This is a genomic window from Beggiatoa leptomitoformis (assembly GCF_001305575.3).
In the GTDB taxonomy this organism is placed as follows: domain Bacteria; phylum Pseudomonadota; class Gammaproteobacteria; order Beggiatoales; family Beggiatoaceae; genus Beggiatoa; species Beggiatoa leptomitoformis.
Genome location: NZ_CP012373.2, coordinates 4,180,981 through 4,199,012, shown reverse-complemented (window position 1 = coordinate 4,199,012; position 18,032 = coordinate 4,180,981). Strand labels below are relative to the sequence as shown.

Genomic DNA, 18,032 nt, shown 5'->3' with positions numbered 1-18,032 from the left:
ACTGGATAATATGACATTTTTAGATGCAAAAGCACTTGAAAAAGAATGGGCTGAGAATCCCCGTTGGAAAGGCGTGACCCGTGGTTATTCCGCTGCTGAAGTAGTTCGTTTACGCGGTACTATGCCAATCGAGCATACCTTGGCTAAAGTTGGTGCTGAGAAACTGTGGAAATACTTAAACACAGAAGCCTATGTCAATGCGTTGGGTGCGTTAACAGGCAACCAAGCCATGCAACAAGCCAAAGCAGGCTTAAAGGCCATTTATTTAAGTGGCTGGCAAGTTGCGGGTGATGCCAACAGTGCGGGACAAATGTATCCCGACCAAAGTTTATACCCTGTTGACAGCGTGCCTACCGTTGTTCGCCGTATCAATAACGCTTTCCAACGTGCTGACCAATTACACCACGCCGAAGGCAACGACTCCATCGACTGGTACGTGCCTATCGTTGCTGATGCCGAAGCTGGTTTCGGTGGCGTATTAAACGCATTCGAATTAATGAAAGGCATGATTGAAGCGGGTGCGGCTGGTGTGCATTGGGAAGACCAATTAGCCTCTGCTAAAAAATGCGGTCACATGGGCGGTAAAGTATTAGTTCCCACCCAAGAAGCCGTGCAAAAATTAATTGCTGCACGTTTAGCTGCCGACGTTTCTGGCGTGCCTAGTGTGATTATTGCCCGTACCGACGCATTAGGTGCGGCATTACTCACCAGCGACATCGACCCACGTGACCAAGAGTTTGTCACAGGCAATCGTACCGTTGAAGGCTTCTACCAAACCCGTCAAGGGATGGCACAAGGGATTTCTCGTGGCTTAGCCTACGCACCTTATTCTGACCTCATTTGGTTAGAAACAGGTAAACCTGATTTAAATGAAGCACGTGTATTTGCTGAAGCCATCAAGAAAGAGTTCCCCAACAAAATGTTGGCTTACAACTGCTCTCCTTCATTTAACTGGAAACGTCACCTCGACGACGCAACCATTGCTAAGTTCCAAAAAGAACTCGGTGCAATGGGTTACAAATTCCAATTCATTACCTTGGCAGGTTTCCATACATTGAACTTCGCAATGTTTGATTTAGCTGACAAGTACCGTGATTCTGGCATGACCGCTTATGTCGAATTGCAAGAAAAAGAATTTGCTGCTGAAACACGCGGTTACACAGCGACCAAACATCAACGTGAAGTTGGTGCAGGTTTCTTTGACGACGTGACTCAAGTGATTACAGGCGGTGTGTCTTCTATCACTGCATTAAAAGGCTCTACGGAAGAAGAGCAATTTACCCACGCTTAATTTTTTAAGTCGGTAAATGAGAAAAGCCCCTATCAGTTTAATGATAGGGGCTTTTTTTATATGTTTTCACTAAAAAAACTGAGTGTGCGCAATTTGCTATAGCTAACGCACTTTAAAATGATTATTGTAGGGTGGAATAGGCGCAAGCCGTATTCCACAACAGCGCAAACTTTCTGCATAAACTCAGCTAGTTCTGGCGTTTTATGGTGGAATACGCTACGCTATTCCACCCTACATTAAGCTGCTTTTTAAGTTGCGTTAGCTATAAATCAAATAATAAATTTAAGGAAACGCTATGAATTAAGACCTAGATAATTCCTGACTTAGTAACCGCGCCCAATAATTTAAGCCATCCTCTCCCAAATCCTTTGCCAACTCCTCCAACGCCTGCAAGGCTTGTGCTTCACCAATCTTATGAGCAATTCGATACACTTCTACAAACTTCGCGATTCCTTCCTGCATTTCTTTATTTTGTAAATGAATATGTCCCATATTAAACAATGTCGCACACAAGCCCGCCACATCGCCGATTTCTTGTCTTATCGCTAAGGACTGTTGCAAGTAGCGCAGGGCGGTTTCGTAGTCGCCTCGGGCATAAGCCGTTGTTGCCATATTGTTGAGCGTCGAGCCTTCGCCACGTTTATCGCCGATTTCTTGTAGAATCGCTAAGGACTGTTGCAAGTAGCGCAGGGCGGTTTCGTTGTCGCCTCGGGCATCATAGATTTGAGAAATATTGTTGAGCGTTGTGCCTTCGCCACTTTTATCGCCGATTTCTTGTTGAATCGCTAAGGACTGTTGCAAGTAGCGCAGGGCGGTTTCGTAGTCGCCTCGGGCTTTAAATATTTGTCCAATATTGTTGAGCGTCGTGCCTTCGCCACTTTTATCGCCGATTTCTTGTCTTATCGCTAAGGACTGTTGCAAGTAGCGCAGGGCGGTTTCGGTGTCGCCTCGGGCATCATAGATTTGAGAAATATTGTTGAGCGTCGTGCCTTCGCCACTTTTATCGCCGATTTCTTGTTGAATCGCTAAGGACTGTTGCAAGTAGCGCAGGGCGGTTTCGTAGTCGCCTCGGGCATAAGCAGTTGTTGCCATATTGTTGAGCGTCGTGCCTTCGCCACTTTTATCGCCGATTTCTTGTTGAATCGCTAAGGACTGTTGCAAGTAGCGCAGGGCGGTTTCGGTGTCGCCTCGGGCATCATAGATTTGAGAAATATTGTTGAGCGTCGTGCCTTCGCCACGTTTATCGCCGATTTCTTGTCTTATCGCTAAGGACTGTTGCAAGTAGCGCAGGGCGGTTTCGTAGTCGCCTCGGGCTCTAAATATTTGAGAAATATTGTTGAGCGTCGTGCCTTCGCCACGTTTATCGCCGATTTCTTGGCGAATTGGTAAGAGTTCATCAAACAAAGTTTTTGCTTCATCATAACGTGCTATGTCAAACAGTTTTGTGCTTAATGAACCGCCCACTTTAGAAAAAATCGTCTTCTCTGCCCCTAATTGCGCAATACGAGCCAGTTCTATATGTTCTTCAAAATTAATGGGATAATCGCTTTCCCACCATTTCGCATATAACCCTTGTGCAACATTGGCATAAATAGCGGGTTGTTCCAAATGCTCGCACTCTTGCGCAAGAAATGGCACAAGCAAACGCGACACAAACAAGGTTTCCTGATAATGCTCTACCAAACCCAACACCAATGCGGGGCGTAAAACCATGATTAATTCAGGCTGAGAAAACGCTTGCGCAAAAATATCGATAGGTACGGGCAAATTAAACAGGGCAATACGGGCTAATAAATTGCGAACTTCCGCAGATTGATAATTTAATAAGGTTTGTAATAACAACTTTTCTCTAAATTCTGCCTGCTTTGCTTCTAACTGTGTAAATAAAGCCGTTTTATCAATGTTTTTATCCGCTAATACCTTATACAACCATTCTAATAAACGCGGATTGCCTGCGCCTAAGTCTATGGCTTGCTGTTCTAATGCTTTGCTGACGGCGGGCGTATCTTGAGCGGTCAAATAGCTTTCACGCAAGGCTTGCAGTTTTTTCTGTAGCTCTGTCCCTTCAAAAGAATTTAAGGCTAATTCAGCGAGTTGTAAGGGCTTTTGTACCGAAAACGCATAGCGACAGGTGATTAATACTCGACTGGGCGAGCCTGTTTCACGAATGGCTTTTAATAAAGCGGTGATAATTTGAGACGCGCCCGCTTCAAGCTGTTGATGATTGTTTTTGATAAAATTTTGCTCAAAGTCATCAAACACAAATAGCGCACTGTGTAATACGGGAAACTGGTTAAATAACTGTTTTAGGCGTAAATCTAAAGCAAGAGACTGATTTAAAATTTCATTAATCAGGCTGGCATGTTCAGGCAATTCTTCACTAAACACGCCACGCAAAGCGATTTCATCAATTTTCCCCATCCATACAAAACGTTTGGGCAATAACACCGCTAAACGCTGACAAATCCGTAACGCTAAACTACTTTTTCCCAACCCGCCCATGCCTAACAACATCAAGCCATCCGCATAATTCGCATCACCCTGTTGACTGCGTAAAATTCGCAAAGCGGTTTGTAATAATCGCCGTCTGCCCACAAACAGCTCACGCGGACACACTTCCGTTTTTGCATTTTTATCTAAAAACTCCTGACGAATTTCCCGCTTGGCTTGCGCTCGCCCCTTAAGCACTAAGGCGTTTAACGGTGTGTAATCGCTGTAAAACCGCAATAAATGCCATTGCGGTTTATAATGAGGGGTTCGCTGTTGTATCTCCATTTCATACACATACAAATCCCGCCGTGTTTTCGCCACTGCCCGCGCTAAATCCAGACCATCGGCTAAATACGCATATAATTTTTGTGCGGTAAAAAGCCCGATAAAATCATAAACAGGCTTCGCCCACCCCAACACCGCAGGCACACCCGCTTGTACTAATGCCTCGCACAAACTGGGCAACGCATTATCATGACTCTGCGCCGTTTCACAACCCGATAAAAACAACAAACGCGGAAAATGTCCTTTATAACTAAAAACTTCGGCAATCTCATCCGCTTCTGCTAACTGTACTTTTCCTAAATCATCCTCTAACACAAATACGGGTTTGCCCTGATTAAAACTTGCATGACCTGTTAAATGCACCACATCAAAACGCATTGATTCATCGTCAAAACGCATTGATTCATCATCGTAATTCAGCCATTCTTGCAAACCTGCTAAAGAACCACTTTCTTCAACGACTAACTCTAAAGGCAATTTTTGAGTGGCTTTTAAAATCAAGCCTTCTTCTTTTTCAAACGCTAAAACAGGTTTTACATCTTCAGGCGAACTTGCCATAAACAACACCCGCAATTGACGCTTTGCAGGCTCAATATTTTGTTTTTCTTTACCAATTAACCGCAACGGCGTAAAAGGCTTATGCAGATTCATGCAAAGATATTGTTCTGTATGCAACAATTCCCACGCGAGATGATGTAAACCGTGTGTGTTAGGAATTTGTAAAATGGTTTCTTGTTGAAAATTTTGTAGCGTACTTTCTTGTCCATTTAGCCAATTAAATAAGTCCTTGCCTAAATTCTGTAACTGTAGCCCATCCTCATAATGCTGTTTTGCATTGCTTATAAATTGCTGTAAATCCTGCGCACTGACTGCCCGCGTTTGGTAAGGCGTGGGCGTATTGTCAATGAAAAAACGCAATTGATAATTATCAGTGGTTTGCTCGAACACTTCTAAACGGATATTTTTCATTGGGTTATTCCTGTTTAGCATCCATCATTGTTTTTAAAATACGCTCAATATGCCCTGCTGACCCTGATAGTTCTGTGAGTTTATTACCTTCTTTAATTTTAACTTCTACTTTTTTGCTATTAATCCAAATTTCTAACACCCGCGCCAATTTAGCAAAAAATATTGTACCTGCACCACCCGCACTTAACGCAGTTGTTAATAAAATAACGCTTAAATCAACAGATTCTGCACCTATCCAACGTTGTGCTTCTGATTCTACGGTGGGTAAGGCTTCACAATGAATAACCTCTTGTAGTTGTTGTTGATGGAGAACAGTTTGTACAGTATTGATAAAATCAGGGTCGTGACTGAGTAAATACAATTGCATGAAATAACTCCTTAAATTTAAAAAAGTCATCATAATAATACAATAAAAAAAACAGACAAGTTATTTATTTTATTGAATCCAAGATTAAAATTGTTTCTCAGCACTTTGATATAGCAACCGTACTATAAAAAGATTAAATAGAATTCAGTAAAAAGAGCTTATCGATAGAACAATATTGTTGTTTACGGAGAATCTTAGCCTGCATTTATGCTCAATAGGATTTAAATCAGGCGAATGAAGGCGGTAAATATTCCAAGAGATGCCAAGCGTCTAAAATGGCCTGCTGCATGTCGCTACGTTTATGAAAAGTGGCGTTATCCATCACAATCATAGAATTCTGAATGAAAAAGTCCAACGACAACGTTGGACTTCAATGCAATTTAGTTTTTATGGAAAGTGCCGATATTCAGACAGTGTGAGTACTTGATGTTTACTAAGTTGTGATTGAAAATTTTGCTCATACAAAATGAAAAAGTCCAACGACAACGTTGGACTTCAATGCAATTTAGTTTTTATGGAAAGTGCCGATATTCAGACAGTGTGAGTACTTGATGTTTACTAAGTTGTGTTTGTGCTAATAAAGCATTGTGTCATTAGCTTTTTAGGGTAAAGGCGTAACACGTACAACATGTTGTTCGTCTTTTAACATCGTCATAACATATTCAACCCGCTGTCCTTGAGATAAAGACCGACGACCATTTGCTTCTATCGGCACGATGTTGCTGAAATGAACAAACACCTCTTCATCCCCAATATCTGGCGTAATAAAGCCAAAACCACTTTGTTTATCAAACCATTTCACTGTTCCATAATACTTTTTTTCGACAACGGCGGGGTTTGCATTAGTAGCGTTATTTGCTGTTGGTGCGGAAATAGCCTCTTCAGCATATACGATATGCATAAACAGCACCCCTAAAATGGCAAATACATAAAGTATTCTCTGCATTTTACTTTCTCCCTTAATGAGAAATATGCAATAAAACAAGGCTTTTAAACATAAATCATGAGCGTTGTTACATACAATTTTGGTCTGCTACTAACATAACCTAAGATTAAGAAGTACGTAATTTAGGTAATTGTCTTATTGCTTAACGAAAATGACCTAATAAAGTTGTGTTATTTTCCATATCAGCAATTCATGTGCCAGCCTATTTATTTAGGTTTAATTAATTGATTTTTATATTAAAAAATATAAACTTTTTCATGAATTATTCAGTATTGATTTAGTAATAGACATAAGGTGTCATAATTTTGACAGTTTATGAATTAAGTGGAAAAGAGGCATTGAGTTAGGGGATGTATTAGTGAAATATAATGGTGCAAAGAAAGGGTTAATAAAATTTCATTAAGATAAACGCGAGAAGAATATAGAAATCAGGTGTAAAGTGCTTTTATAGCATTATTTTTTAATACGTTAAACCATAAAACTAATTTCAAAAAAACCAAATAATGGGCTTTTCGTGTTGATAAACTCGCCTGAGTTTACAAGATTAACGGGATTTCATTATCCTGAAAATTCTGATTCTGATATGTTATCTCTTATAGAAGTACACACAAATTTGCACAGTGTTCTTAATGAATAAGTCCATGCGTTGCGACTGCAAAACACCGTGTTATTAACGAAAGCAAAAATAATTATTAACTTTAATGGTTTATAGCCATGTCAAAACCTGATACACAAGCTTTTATTGATGCGATTCGTCAGCATTTGAGCTATTCGTTAGGTGTACAACCTGCTCAAGCGTCTTTACACGATTTATTTATGGCAGTGGGCTTGGCAACCCGTAATCTAATGTTAGATAAGTTATTTCTAACAGAACAACGTTATGCCGAACAAAATGCAAAACGCTTGTGTTACTTATCTATGGAATTTCTGGTTGGGCGTTCCTTAGCAAATAATTTATATAACTTAGGTATTTATGATATTTGTCGTCAAGCAGTGCAAACCTTGGGGATGGATTTTGACGAGCTATTAGAAGTAGAGCTTGATGCGGCATTAGGTAACGGTGGTTTAGGACGTTTAGCCGCTTGTTTTTTGGATTCGCTGGCAACGCTGGATATGCCGGGATATGGTTACGGTATTAACTACGAATATGGCTTATTTAAACAAGATATTATAGATGGTAAACAAGTTGAAAAGCCTGACCATTGGTTAATTCGCGATACCCCTTGGTTAATTGAACGACGTGATTACGCTTGTTTTATTCCCCTTTATGGGCGTGTTGTGCAAACCCGTGACCGTGCTGGAAAAATGTTGCCAACATGGATAGATTGGAAAGTACTGGTCGGTGTGCCACATGACATGCCAATTGTTGGTTATAACGGCAATACCGTTAATTATTTACGTTTGTACTCAGCCATGTCCTCTGATGAATTTGATATGAATTTATTTAACTCAGGGGATTATATTAAAGCGGTTGAGCAAAAAATCTCTTCCGAAAACATCTCTAAAGTATTGTATCCCTCAGACCAAGTGCGGGTTGGGAAAGAATTACGCCTTATTCAAGAATACTTTTTTGTTGCCTGCGCCGTTCGGGATGTTATCCGCATTCATCGTGAAAAGTATCAAGATTTAAACAATTTAGCTGATAAAGTAGCCTTTCAACTCAATGACACGCACCCAGCACTTGCCATTGCTGAATTAATGCGGACATTGACGGATGAATATGATTTTAGCTGGAAAAAAGCATGGGAAATGACAGTTAGTATGTGTGGTTATACTAATCATACATTATTGCCTGAAGCCCTAGAAAAATGGTCAGTTGCGTTGTTAGAACATGTTTTACCGCGTCATTTACAAATTATTTACGAAATTAATCATCGTTTTCTCCAACAAGTTGCTAATCAATATCCTAGCGATATTGGACGGTTGCAACGCATGTCTATTATTGAGGAAGGCGATGATAAACAAGTGCGTATGGCAAATTTAGCTATTATTGGGAGTCATTCTATTAACGGTGTAGCGGCGATTCATTCCGAATTGGTCAAAACAAACCTTGTTCCCGATTTTTACGAATTTTTTCCAGAGCGATTTAATAATAAAACCAATGGGGTAACGCCTCGTCGATGGCTCTTAAACGCAAATCCACAACTGGCTTCGCTGTTAACGGAAACCATAGGTGAACAGTGGATAACCGATTTATCACAACTATCTGCTTTAGAAGTCGTTAGCGAAGACAGTGCGTTTCAAGATTGTTTTCTACGCATTAAACGTGCAAATAAACAACGCCTTGCAACGCTGATTGCTGAAGAAATTCGTGTTATTCTCAATCCTGATGCTCTTTTTGATATTCAAATTAAACGCTTACATGAGTATAAACGGCAATTGCTCAATGCCATGCACATTATTCATCAATATCTCTCTATTGTTGAAGATGGTGTGATGTTACCGCATCCCAAAGTGTATATTTTTGCAGGTAAAGCCGCGCCCGGTTATTTCATGGCGAAGCTGATTATTAATTTAATCAATAATATTGCAGATATTGTCAATCATGACCCGCGTGTAAAAGGCATGTTAAGTGTTATTTTTATGCGTGATTATAAAGTTTCACTCGCCGAAAAAATTATTCCTGCTGCGGATTTAAGTGAACAAATTTCTACCGCTGGTATGGAGGCTTCAGGTACGGGAAATATGAAGTTTTCTATGAATGGCGCGCTAACCATTGGCACACTAGACGGGGCGAATGTAGAAATTAGAGAAGAAGTCGGGGCAGAGAATATTTATATTTTTGGATTAACTGTTGCAGATATTGAAAAAATGCAACGAATAGGAACTTATAAATCGTGGGATTATTATCATCATAATCCTTTAATTCGACGGGTGATGGATGCTATTAATTCTGACCGTTTTTGTCCGCGCGAAAGCGGCTTATTCAAGCCAATTTTTGACGCGATTATGTTTAACGACCGCTATTATCACCTTGCGGATTTAGACGCATATATTCAAACCCAAGCGCAAGTTTTAACTGATTTTGGCAGTAAGCCCTATTGGGCAAAAAAAGCTATTTTAAACGTTGCTCGTATGGGTAAATTTTCTAGTGACCGTACCATTAAAGAGTATGCGCAAGCCGTATGGGGTATTGAAACCGCAAAAAAATAAAATGCGCACACTTTAAATTTTGTTAGCACACTACATAACCATAATCATTCAGTCAAAACCGCCTTAACTAAGAAAAGTAATCTTAGTGACTGATTGAGATTTTCTTCCCATTTATTATTTACTTTTAATATAGATATCGCATTTATGTTTACAGGCATTATACAAACCGTCGGCAAAATCGCCCAAACAGAAAAAACAGGGGTAGATGCGCGGTTTTACATTCAGACAGGCACATTGCCATTGGGTGATGTCAAGATTGGCGATAGCATTGCGGTTAATGGGGTATGTTTGACAGCCGTTGTATTAACAACAGATGGTTTTTGGGCGGATGTTTCTGGTGAAACCTTATCGCGCACTACCTTGGGTAATTTACGCATTGGTAGTCCTGTGAACTTAGAAAAAGCCCTTACACCACAGACCCCTTTAGGCGGGCATATCGTTGCAGGGCATGTTGATGGTGTAGGCATTGTCAACCAGTGTTATAACGATGGGCGTTCTTTACGCATTCATATTCAAGCCCCTGCGGAATTGGCAAAATATATTGCCGAAAAAGGCTCAGTTTGTTTGGATGGAATAAGCCTTACGATTAATCGCGTTGTGGGTGCTGAATTTACAGTGAATATTGTTCCACATACGGCACAAATGACAACGTGGAAAACACTCCAAGTTGGACAGGCGATAAACATAGAAGTAGATGTTATTGCGCGTTATTTAGAACGATTACTCTTAGGGGAAAAAGCGGCTGACCCACAAGCGAGTAATATCAGTGAAAATTTTTTACGCGAACATGGATTTATGTCTTAAATTGCCTGTTTCAGAACTGCTTTTACTGAATTTTTTAATAAAAAATATTGTGTAATGCCCAATTTCATACACAAAAGCCATTACATAATCCCTTATAAATAGAGATGTTTTAACATGATTGATGATTGGTCAGAGTTTGGGTTAGATACCCGCGCAGTGCGTGCAGGACAAGTGCGGACGGCGGAAGGGGAACACAGCGAAGCCCTGTTTTTAACCTCTAGTTTTGTCTTTGACAGTGCTGCTGAAGCTGCCGCGCGCTTTTCGGGACAAATAGAAGGTAATGTTTATTCTCGTTTTACTAACCCAACCGTTCGCACTTTTGAAAAACGTCTTGCCGCATTAGAAGGTGGAGAACGTTGTATTGCGACCAGTTCTGGCATGGCGGCAATTCTAACGACCTGTTTAGGCTTACTGAAAACAGGCGACCATATTCTTGCTTCACGCAGTATTTTTGGGTCATCTGTTACCCTTTTTGACAAAATTTTATCCCGCTTTGGGATTCAAACTACATTTGTTGAATTAAATGACCGCGCTGCATGGGAAACTGCTTTCACGCCACAAACCCGTTTATGTTTTTTAGAAACCCCTTCTAATCCACTCACTGAAATTGTGGATTTGCGCCAGATGGCAGACCTTGTTCATGCGCATAATGCTTTGTTAGTGGTTGATAACTGCTTTTGTAGCCCCGCATTACAACAACCCCTGAAATGGGGGGCAGATATCGTTATTCACTCAGCAACCAAATATTTAGACGGGCAAGGGCGTTGTCTAGGGGGCGCAATTGTTGGCGCAGAATCACTATTGGGCGGTGATATTTATAGCGTATTACGTTCTAGCGGAGCAAGTTTAAGTCCTTTTAATGCTTGGGTATTTTTAAAAGGGCTAGAAACCTTAACGCTTCGTATGAAAGCCCATAGCGCGAATGGTCTAGCACTCGCACAATGGTTAGAAACACAACCATCCGTTAATAAAGTGTATTACCCCGGTTTAGCCTCTCATCCACAACATGAACTTGCAAAACGGCAACAAAGTGGTTTTGGGGGACTGGTTTCTTTTGAAGTGAAAGGCGGACGCGAAGTTGCTTGGCGTATTATTGATAATACACGCCTTATTTCTATTACGGCTAATTTAGGCGATACCAAAACCACCATTACCCATCCTGCTAGCACGACACATGGGCGTATTAGCCCTGTTCAGCGAGAAGCGGCAAATATTACAGAAGGGTTATTGCGTGTTTCGGTTGGCTTAGAAGATATTACTGATATTCAAACAGATTTAGCACGAGGGCTGGGTAAGACAACATAAACGGATAATGTAAATGGGAGGTAAACATCTCACAGTAAAAAGCAAAATTGATTTTTGTGCCCAATTCCCTTTTTAACTTTTTATACAGAGTATAAGCTAATGAAAAGCAAATATTTAGCAATGGCGTTAATGATGGGTTTAGGTTATGGCGTAACCGCTATTGCGGAAGAACCCACCACAAAAGAACAGGACAAACCTGCTCATGAAATGGATCATGAGAAGATGATGGCTGACGGCGACAAGAAGCCTGCTATGGATCATGAGAAGATGATGGCTGACGGTGACAAGAAGCCTGCTCATAAGATGGATCATGAGAAGATGATGGCTGACGGCGACAAGAAGCCTGCTCATAAGATGGATGAGAAGATGAAGGCTGAAGGTGACAAGAAGCCTGCTCATAAGATGGACGAGAAGATGAAGGCTGACGGCGACAAAAAACCTGCTCATAAGATGGACGAGAAGATGAAGGCTGACGGCGACAAGAAGCCTGCTCATAAGATGGACGAGAAGATGAAGGCTGACGGCGACAAGAAGCCTGCTCATAAGATGGATGAGAAGATGAAGGCTGACGGCGACAAGAAGCCTGCTCATAAGATGGACGAGAAGATGAAGGCTGACGGCGACAAGAAGCCTGCTCATGAAATGGATCATGAGAAGATGAAAGCTGAAGGCGATAAAAAGTAAGTTTGAATTTTGTATCTAATCTTCCCTTTTAATTTTTCAATACAGAGTTTAATACCATGAAAAGCAAGTATTTAGCAGTAGCATTCCTTATCGGATTAGGTTATGGTGCAACCACTTTTGCAGAAGAACCTGCCTCTGCACAGCCGTCTGTAACGATGAAAACGGAAGCAAAACCTATTCACAAGATGGCGCATGAGAAGACAAAAGCGGATAGCAATAAAAAGGTTGTCCATCACAAAGTACACAATAAGAAGTCCAAAACGGGTACTAACACATCACTCAAACATAGCGGTGTTGACAAGAAATCCATCCATAAAGTAAGCACGAAGAAATCTAAACCTGCACATGAGATGGAAGACAAAAAAGCACAGCAATAAACACGGTTGCTTGATTGGTTAAGATGCGGTTAGTAAAAGGGGCAGTGTTGTATAACTGCCCTCTCGTTAAGCAATTTTTATCTCCCTCTCAATTCCCTGCCAAATCATCAGCAAAACAACTACACATATTGCTGAATATCATTGTATCCCTTGTTAAATTTAAAGAAATAGCTATTATTTAACCCTCTCTATAAATACATTAAATGCCTATCAGGTGCATTTACGCACTGTCAAAGGAAGCCTAATCATAATGCTACAAAATAAACCACTTAATGGTGTGCGTGTATTAGATTTAACGCGCTTATTACCCGGCCCTATGTGTACTTTACATCTAGCAGATATGGGGGCGGATGTGATTAAAATTGAAGACACGGGCGAAGGGGATTATGCACGCTGGATGGGTGTGGAAAAACCTAAAAACTCAGGCTATTTTCTCGCAGTCAATCGTAATAAACGCGGTATTACCCTTGATTTGCGTCAAGAAAAGGGACGCGACATTTTTCTACAATTGGCAAAAACGGCAGATGTGATTATTGAAAGTTTTCGCCCACAAGTGGTAGATAAATTAGGAATTGGTTATGACACGATAAAAGCGATTAATCCACGTATTGTTTATTGTGCCATTACAGGCTACGGACAAACAGGACCTTATCGTGATAAAGCGGGGCATGATTTAAATTATTGCGGTTATAGTGGTGTTGTTGACCAAACGGGTTTAGCGGGCGAAGCCCCTGCAATGTCTAATTTTCAAATTGCTGATTTAGCAGGCGGTACACTCAGCGCAGCAATGGGTATTTTAGCCGCATTATATGCAGTGCAAAAAACAGGTAAGGGAACTTATATCGATGTTTCTATGACTGATTGCACCTTAGTACACACGGTTGCCGCATTATCAACCTATGTGCGTGAGACAAAAACGAGCCCACGTGGTGAAGATATGCTCACGGGTCGCTTACCTAACTACCGTATTTATGCAACGGCTGATAATCGCTACATGGCAATGGGTGCATTAGAACCCAAATTTTGGCAAGCCTTTTGTCAAGCAATACAACGCCCTGATTGGTTAGGTTTAGCATGGTCAACAGGTCACACAGCAACGCAACTACAACAAGCACTCACCGACTTATTTGCATCACAAACACAACAATATTGGACAGATAAATTAGCAACCGTTGACTGTGGTGTTACGCCGATTTTAACCTTTGAAGAAAGTTTAGCCGACCCACAAATCCAAGCCCGTGGCGTTTTTATTCATGCACAACATCCAACTGAAGGGACAGTAAAGCAATTCGCTTTTCCATTAAAGTTTAGTGAATATGCGTTTAGTATCGACCGACATGCACCATTACAAGGCGAACATAATCAAGAGGTTTTGCGTACATTAGGTTATAGCGAAGCTGAGATTATTCAACTTAAAACGACGGGTGTGATTTAAGATTATTAGTTTGAATTTATTAGTATTTTTCTGATGTCGGTCATCGTGTGGCACATTTATATATATTACTATATACTAATATACTGATTAGATGTGTTACACATGAGGACAACGGTATGGATATTAATGTACATTTTGGCGAAGGGTTACAAGTTATCACACAATTTGATGGCTTTACCGTGCAAACCGACCAACCCATAGAAAACGGTGGACAAGGTATCGCACCCGATCCTTTTTCCTATTTTCTTAGCAGTCTTGCTGCTTGTGCAGGCTTTTTTGTTCTCCGTTTTTGCCAATCTCGCCAGCTTGTTACCGACGAGATTCGTTTAACCCTGCATAGCAACCGTGACCCTGTTAGCCATCGTTTAACCGACATCAGCATGATAATTCATGTTCCACAGACTTTTCCCCAAAAATATTTATCTGCCCTTGTGCGGGCAACAAACGAATGTAGCGTGAAAAAAGTCTTAGCAGACCCACCCACCATCACCGTTGATGCACAAGTTACGGAGAATCTAGCGATGGCAGTTAGTGAATAACATACGCATTTTTGAATTATTCGGTGCGCCGTTTAACCCATAACGGCGTTACCAAACTAGCCGCAATTTCATCCCGTTGGTTATATGTCTGCCAACGCATTTTTACCACTCCCCATCCTTGTTTCGATTGTGAGGCTTTGGTTTCTAGCACTTCAATCACCACGCGCAATGTATCTCCGGGATAAGTTGGCATAAACCAACGTAATTCATCTACGCCTAAGCCAATCACCCCATTTGCAATTTTACCAATAGGACTGCTGACAACTAAACGCATAGTTAATGCACTGGTATGCCAGCCGCTTGCTGCTAATCCATTAAAAAAACTATCTTTAGCTTGTATTTTATCTGTATGGAAATATTGCGGGTCAAATTGTTGACCAAATGCAATAACGGCCTCTTCTGTCAATGTCAGTTTTTCAGATTCAAATCGATTACCTACTTGAAAGTCCTCAAAAAATAGTATTGTCATTGCATTTTTTCCTGTTGCATAAAAGATAATTAGCGTGATATATGACTGATGTCTGGATAAATCAATTACAGCAAAGTAGGCTGATAAAAATACAAAATAATAAGGAGGGTACATGACTAATTTATTATGGAATCCAACAACTGAGGCGATTGATAACGCTAATGTAACCACATTTCGTCATGCCGTTAATCAACAGTGGCAATTGCAACTGATGGATTATTCTGCGTTATATCAATGGTCCATTGAGCAACCCACACAATTTTGGCAGTCATTGTGGACGTTTACTAATTTAATTGCAGAAACACAAGGTGATGTTGTATTAAATCATCAATATCCCATGTTTGGCGCGCGTTGGTTTCCACAAGCCCGTTTAAATTTCGCTGAAAACTTGCTCCGTCGTCAAGATTCCGCAGATGCATTGGTGTTTTGGGGAGAAAACCAAGTTAAGCGTCGCTTGAGTTATCAAGACCTTTATGCCGAAGTTTCTGTTCTAGCGCAGGCCTTACGTGCAGATGGTGTGCAAGCAGGGGATAGAGTTGCAGGATATTTGCCTAATATGCCTGAAGCGATTATTGCGATGTTGGCAACGAGCAGTATTGGCGCGGTTTGGTCATCTTGTTCGCCTGATTTTGGCGCGCAAGGATTGATTGATCGATTCGGACAGATTGAACCGAAAATTTTATTAACGGCAGATGGCTATTTTTATAATGGTAAACCGCATGATTCTTTAGGAAATCTCCCTAAAATAACGCAAGCAATTTCTTCTATTGAACGGGTTATTGTTATTCCTTATGTTAATCAATTACCTGCTATTGGGCATCTTAATAAAACGACATTGTACTCAAGCTATGTTGCGGGTTACACTGCTGATACAATTGAATTTAATCGTTTACCGTTTAATCATCCTTTGTACATTTTATATTCTTCTGGCACAACAGGCGTGCCAAAATGTATCGTGCATGGTGCGGGTGGCACGTTATTACAACATTTAAAAGAACATGTATTACATACAGATATAAAACCCAATGACCGAGTTTTTTATTTTACAACCTGCGGTTGGATGATGTGGAATTGGTTGGTATCTGCCTTAGCTGCACAGGCAACGGTGTTGTTATACGATGGTTCACCGTTTTATCCGACAGGGCAAACGTTGTTTGATTATGTCGAGCAAGAAAAAATAACGGTCTTTGGAACATCGGCAAAATTTATTGACGCATTAAATAAGCAGGGAATTGTTCCTAATAAGACACATAACTTGCAGTGTTTACGGGCGATATTGTCCACAGGCTCGCCGCTGTTACCAGAAAGTTTTGATTTTGTTTATCACGCAATTAAGGCGGATGTGCAACTGTCTTCTATTTCGGGCGGGACGGATATTGTGTCTTGTTTTGCGTTGGGTAATCCTGTGTTACCTGTTTGGCGTGGCGAGTTGCAGTGTCGCGGTTTGGGGTTAGCCGTAGAAATTTTTGATGATGCAGGGCAAGCATTGCGGGCGCAAAAAGGCGAGTTGGTGTGTACAAAACCTTTTCCTGCTATGCCCATTTATTTTTGGAATGACCCACAAGGGGAAAAATATCATGCTGCTTATTTTGAGCGGTTTCCTAATGTTTGGTGTCATGGTGATTATGCCGAGTTGACCGCACATGATGGAATTATTATTTATGGGCGTTCTGATGCGGTTTTAAATCCCGGTGGGGTTCGAATTGGTACGGCTGAAATTTATCGTCAAGTTGAACAATTACCTGAAATTTTAGAAAGTTTAGTGATTGGACAAACATGGGCAGATGATGTGCGGGTGGTTTTATTTGTGCGTTTACAAACAGGGCTTGTGTTAGATGATGTTTTGAGGGAACGTATAAAGCAGTATATTCGGCAGAACACCACCCCTCGCCATGTTCCCGCAAAAATTGTGCAAGTTGCAGATATTCCAAGAACTAAAAGTGGCAAAATTGTTGAGTTAGCGGTGCGTAATGTGGTGCATGGGTTGCCTGTAAAGAATAGAGAAGCCCTTGCAAATCCAGAGGCGTTAGACTTATTTGCTAATTTAGCACTGTTAAACAAATAGCATTTTGTTAAGGTTAAGGGGCGAATGAATATATTCGTCCCTTAATTATCACGATTAGATTAGCTCTTACGTGCTTCCCCAACAACGACATCAATAGCACCTGTCTTACCAACTTTTAGATTTACTTCTTCTAACAACAGATTCCGTTTATCACGTAATTCTGTGTCATCAGGATATTTTTTTAACAAGGCTTCAAACTCGGTGACTGCGTCGTACCATAAGCCTGCTTCGGCATAAATAAGCGGGCGTTGTTTGTCATCCGCTTTCGCTAATTTATCCGCTAATCCTGCTGGTTTGTCTAACAACATAATCGTGCCGAAAGAAACGACATCATTAGCGGGATTACCCGTTGGAATAGAAACCGACCATTTGTATTCTACATTGGGTTTCAAACTTAGTTTATGCGCCCCTAGGCTAATGCCATAAATACCCGCTTCGGCTTTGGCTATTTGGGTTTGTAACAAGGGTTCGTAGTTATTCCCTGACATCGCTTGGTCGACATAATCAAGGGTAATTTCGAGCGGGGCATCAATGGTGCTAGATAAAGACCAGTATAAAACAGGTTGCGCGCTTGTTGTATAGCCCGTTGATTGTGGAGAAACAACAGCAAGAATAAGATTTTCTGGCAGGTTGGTGAGTTTAGCGGCACGTGTTCCCCCACCAACACGACGAGTCGGCGCACCGGCTGCCAACGTGGGTTTATACATGGGGACAACTTCATCAGCAATAACATCACGAATCAGGTGATGATGTCCTGTGAACAGGGTTAAACTTAAACTGGCAGCAACACCCAGCAGTACCGATTTTTTTACTAGCATGAGATTTACTCCTATGTAACTTTATTTTGTTATAA

General features: G+C 41.0%; 14 protein-coding genes. 9 read left to right on the top strand and 5 right to left on the bottom strand.

Annotated features, from left to right (window positions below; translation table 11 throughout):
* Nucleotides 1–10: 10 nt before the first annotated feature.
* Nucleotides 11–1,291, top strand: a complete 1,281-nt coding sequence (gene aceA, locus AL038_RS17865; RefSeq protein WP_062155172.1) for an isocitrate lyase — start codon at nucleotides 11–13, stop codon at nucleotides 1,289–1,291.
* A gap of 300 nt (nucleotides 1,292–1,591) precedes the next feature.
* Here the strand turns inward: aceA and AL038_RS17860 are convergent, their stop codons facing one another.
* The 3 genes from AL038_RS17860 to AL038_RS18990 all read right to left on the bottom strand — a co-directional run bounded on the left by AL038_RS17860 (nucleotide 1,592) and on the right by AL038_RS18990 (nucleotide 6,348).
* The gene (locus tag AL038_RS17860) at nucleotides 1,592–5,035 is read right to left on the bottom strand and encodes a tetratricopeptide repeat protein (RefSeq protein ID WP_062155170.1); all 3,444 of its coding nucleotides are present in this window, start codon (nucleotides 5,033–5,035) and stop codon (nucleotides 1,592–1,594) included.
* Nucleotides 5,036–5,039: 4 nt separating this feature from the next.
* Complete coding sequence (locus tag AL038_RS17855; protein WP_062155168.1) at nucleotides 5,040–5,402, bottom strand: hypothetical protein; 363 nt, start codon at nucleotides 5,400–5,402, stop codon at nucleotides 5,040–5,042.
* A 601-nt stretch (nucleotides 5,403–6,003) separates the two neighbouring features.
* Nucleotides 6,004–6,348, bottom strand: a complete 345-nt coding sequence (locus AL038_RS18990; protein WP_414635097.1) for a cold-shock protein — start codon at nucleotides 6,346–6,348, stop codon at nucleotides 6,004–6,006.
* 714 nt (nucleotides 6,349–7,062) lie between these two features.
* On the opposite strand from AL038_RS18990, the gene AL038_RS17845 reads away from it, so the two are divergent.
* From AL038_RS17845 to AL038_RS17815, 7 genes are all read left to right on the top strand, one after another.
* Nucleotides 7,063–9,501: a glycogen/starch/alpha-glucan phosphorylase gene (locus AL038_RS17845; RefSeq protein WP_062155166.1), complete on the top strand. Its 2,439-nt coding sequence runs from the start codon at nucleotides 7,063–7,065 to the stop codon at nucleotides 9,499–9,501.
* 144 nt (nucleotides 9,502–9,645) lie between these two features.
* The gene (locus AL038_RS17840) at nucleotides 9,646–10,305 is read left to right on the top strand and encodes a riboflavin synthase (protein ID WP_062155164.1); all 660 of its coding nucleotides are present in this window, start codon (nucleotides 9,646–9,648) and stop codon (nucleotides 10,303–10,305) included.
* A 114-nt stretch (nucleotides 10,306–10,419) separates the two neighbouring features.
* Nucleotides 10,420–11,610, top strand: a complete 1,191-nt coding sequence (locus tag AL038_RS17835; RefSeq protein ID WP_062155162.1) for an O-succinylhomoserine sulfhydrylase — start codon at nucleotides 10,420–10,422, stop codon at nucleotides 11,608–11,610.
* Nucleotides 11,611–11,709: 99 nt separating this feature from the next.
* Entirely contained in the window at nucleotides 11,710–12,294 is a 585-nt protein-coding gene (locus tag AL038_RS17830) for a hypothetical protein (protein ID WP_062155159.1), read from the top strand.
* Between the two features lie 56 nt (nucleotides 12,295–12,350).
* Complete coding sequence (locus AL038_RS17825) at nucleotides 12,351–12,671, top strand: hypothetical protein (RefSeq protein WP_062155157.1); 321 nt, start codon at nucleotides 12,351–12,353, stop codon at nucleotides 12,669–12,671.
* Nucleotides 12,672–12,921: 250 nt separating this feature from the next.
* Nucleotides 12,922–14,106 (top strand): CaiB/BaiF CoA transferase family protein, encoded by a 1,185-nt coding sequence (locus AL038_RS17820; RefSeq protein ID WP_062155154.1) that lies wholly within the window; start codon nucleotides 12,922–12,924, stop codon nucleotides 14,104–14,106.
* Between the two features lie 116 nt (nucleotides 14,107–14,222).
* Nucleotides 14,223–14,645, top strand: a complete 423-nt coding sequence (locus tag AL038_RS17815; RefSeq protein WP_062155152.1) for an OsmC family protein — start codon at nucleotides 14,223–14,225, stop codon at nucleotides 14,643–14,645.
* A gap of 16 nt (nucleotides 14,646–14,661) precedes the next feature.
* Here AL038_RS17815 and AL038_RS17810 read toward each other — a convergent pair whose 3' ends face one another.
* On the bottom strand, nucleotides 14,662–15,114 hold the full coding sequence (locus AL038_RS17810; RefSeq protein WP_201800108.1) for a MaoC family dehydratase: 453 nt from the start codon (nucleotides 15,112–15,114) through the stop codon (nucleotides 14,662–14,664).
* A 112-nt stretch (nucleotides 15,115–15,226) separates the two neighbouring features.
* Here AL038_RS17810 and AL038_RS17805 point away from each other — a divergent pair, with 112 nt between their 5' ends.
* The gene (locus AL038_RS17805) at nucleotides 15,227–17,179 is read left to right on the top strand and encodes an acetoacetate--CoA ligase (RefSeq protein ID WP_062155150.1); all 1,953 of its coding nucleotides are present in this window, start codon (nucleotides 15,227–15,229) and stop codon (nucleotides 17,177–17,179) included.
* A gap of 59 nt (nucleotides 17,180–17,238) precedes the next feature.
* On the opposite strand, the gene AL038_RS17800 is transcribed toward AL038_RS17805, so the two are convergent.
* On the bottom strand, nucleotides 17,239–17,997 hold the full coding sequence (locus AL038_RS17800) for a DUF928 domain-containing protein (protein ID WP_062155148.1): 759 nt from the start codon (nucleotides 17,995–17,997) through the stop codon (nucleotides 17,239–17,241).
* Between the last annotated feature and the right edge of the window lie 35 nt (nucleotides 17,998–18,032).

What these genes read in the sequence shown, in the direction of transcription:
- aceA (WP_062155172.1), top strand. Translation starts at nt 11, where the DNA reads ATGACATTTTTAGATGCAAAAGCACTTGAAAAAGAATGGGCTGAGAAT.
- AL038_RS17860 (WP_062155170.1), bottom strand. Translation starts at nt 5,035, where the DNA reads ATGAAAAATATCCGTTTAGAAGTGTTCGAGCAAACCACTGATAATTAT.
- AL038_RS17855 (WP_062155168.1), bottom strand. Translation starts at nt 5,402, where the DNA reads ATGCAATTGTATTTACTCAGTCACGACCCTGATTTTATCAATACTGTA.
- AL038_RS18990 (WP_414635097.1), bottom strand. Translation starts at nt 6,348, where the DNA reads ATGCAGAGAATACTTTATGTATTTGCCATTTTAGGGGTGCTGTTTATG.
- AL038_RS17845 (WP_062155166.1), top strand. Translation starts at nt 7,063, where the DNA reads ATGTCAAAACCTGATACACAAGCTTTTATTGATGCGATTCGTCAGCAT.
- AL038_RS17840 (WP_062155164.1), top strand. Translation starts at nt 9,646, where the DNA reads ATGTTTACAGGCATTATACAAACCGTCGGCAAAATCGCCCAAACAGAA.
- AL038_RS17835 (WP_062155162.1), top strand. Translation starts at nt 10,420, where the DNA reads ATGATTGATGATTGGTCAGAGTTTGGGTTAGATACCCGCGCAGTGCGT.
- AL038_RS17830 (WP_062155159.1), top strand. Translation starts at nt 11,710, where the DNA reads ATGAAAAGCAAATATTTAGCAATGGCGTTAATGATGGGTTTAGGTTAT.
- AL038_RS17825 (WP_062155157.1), top strand. Translation starts at nt 12,351, where the DNA reads ATGAAAAGCAAGTATTTAGCAGTAGCATTCCTTATCGGATTAGGTTAT.
- AL038_RS17820 (WP_062155154.1), top strand. Translation starts at nt 12,922, where the DNA reads ATGCTACAAAATAAACCACTTAATGGTGTGCGTGTATTAGATTTAACG.
- AL038_RS17815 (WP_062155152.1), top strand. Translation starts at nt 14,223, where the DNA reads ATGGATATTAATGTACATTTTGGCGAAGGGTTACAAGTTATCACACAA.
- AL038_RS17810 (WP_201800108.1), bottom strand. Translation starts at nt 15,114, where the DNA reads ATGACAATACTATTTTTTGAGGACTTTCAAGTAGGTAATCGATTTGAA.
- AL038_RS17805 (WP_062155150.1), top strand. Translation starts at nt 15,227, where the DNA reads ATGACTAATTTATTATGGAATCCAACAACTGAGGCGATTGATAACGCT.
- AL038_RS17800 (WP_062155148.1), bottom strand. Translation starts at nt 17,997, where the DNA reads ATGCTAGTAAAAAAATCGGTACTGCTGGGTGTTGCTGCCAGTTTAAGT.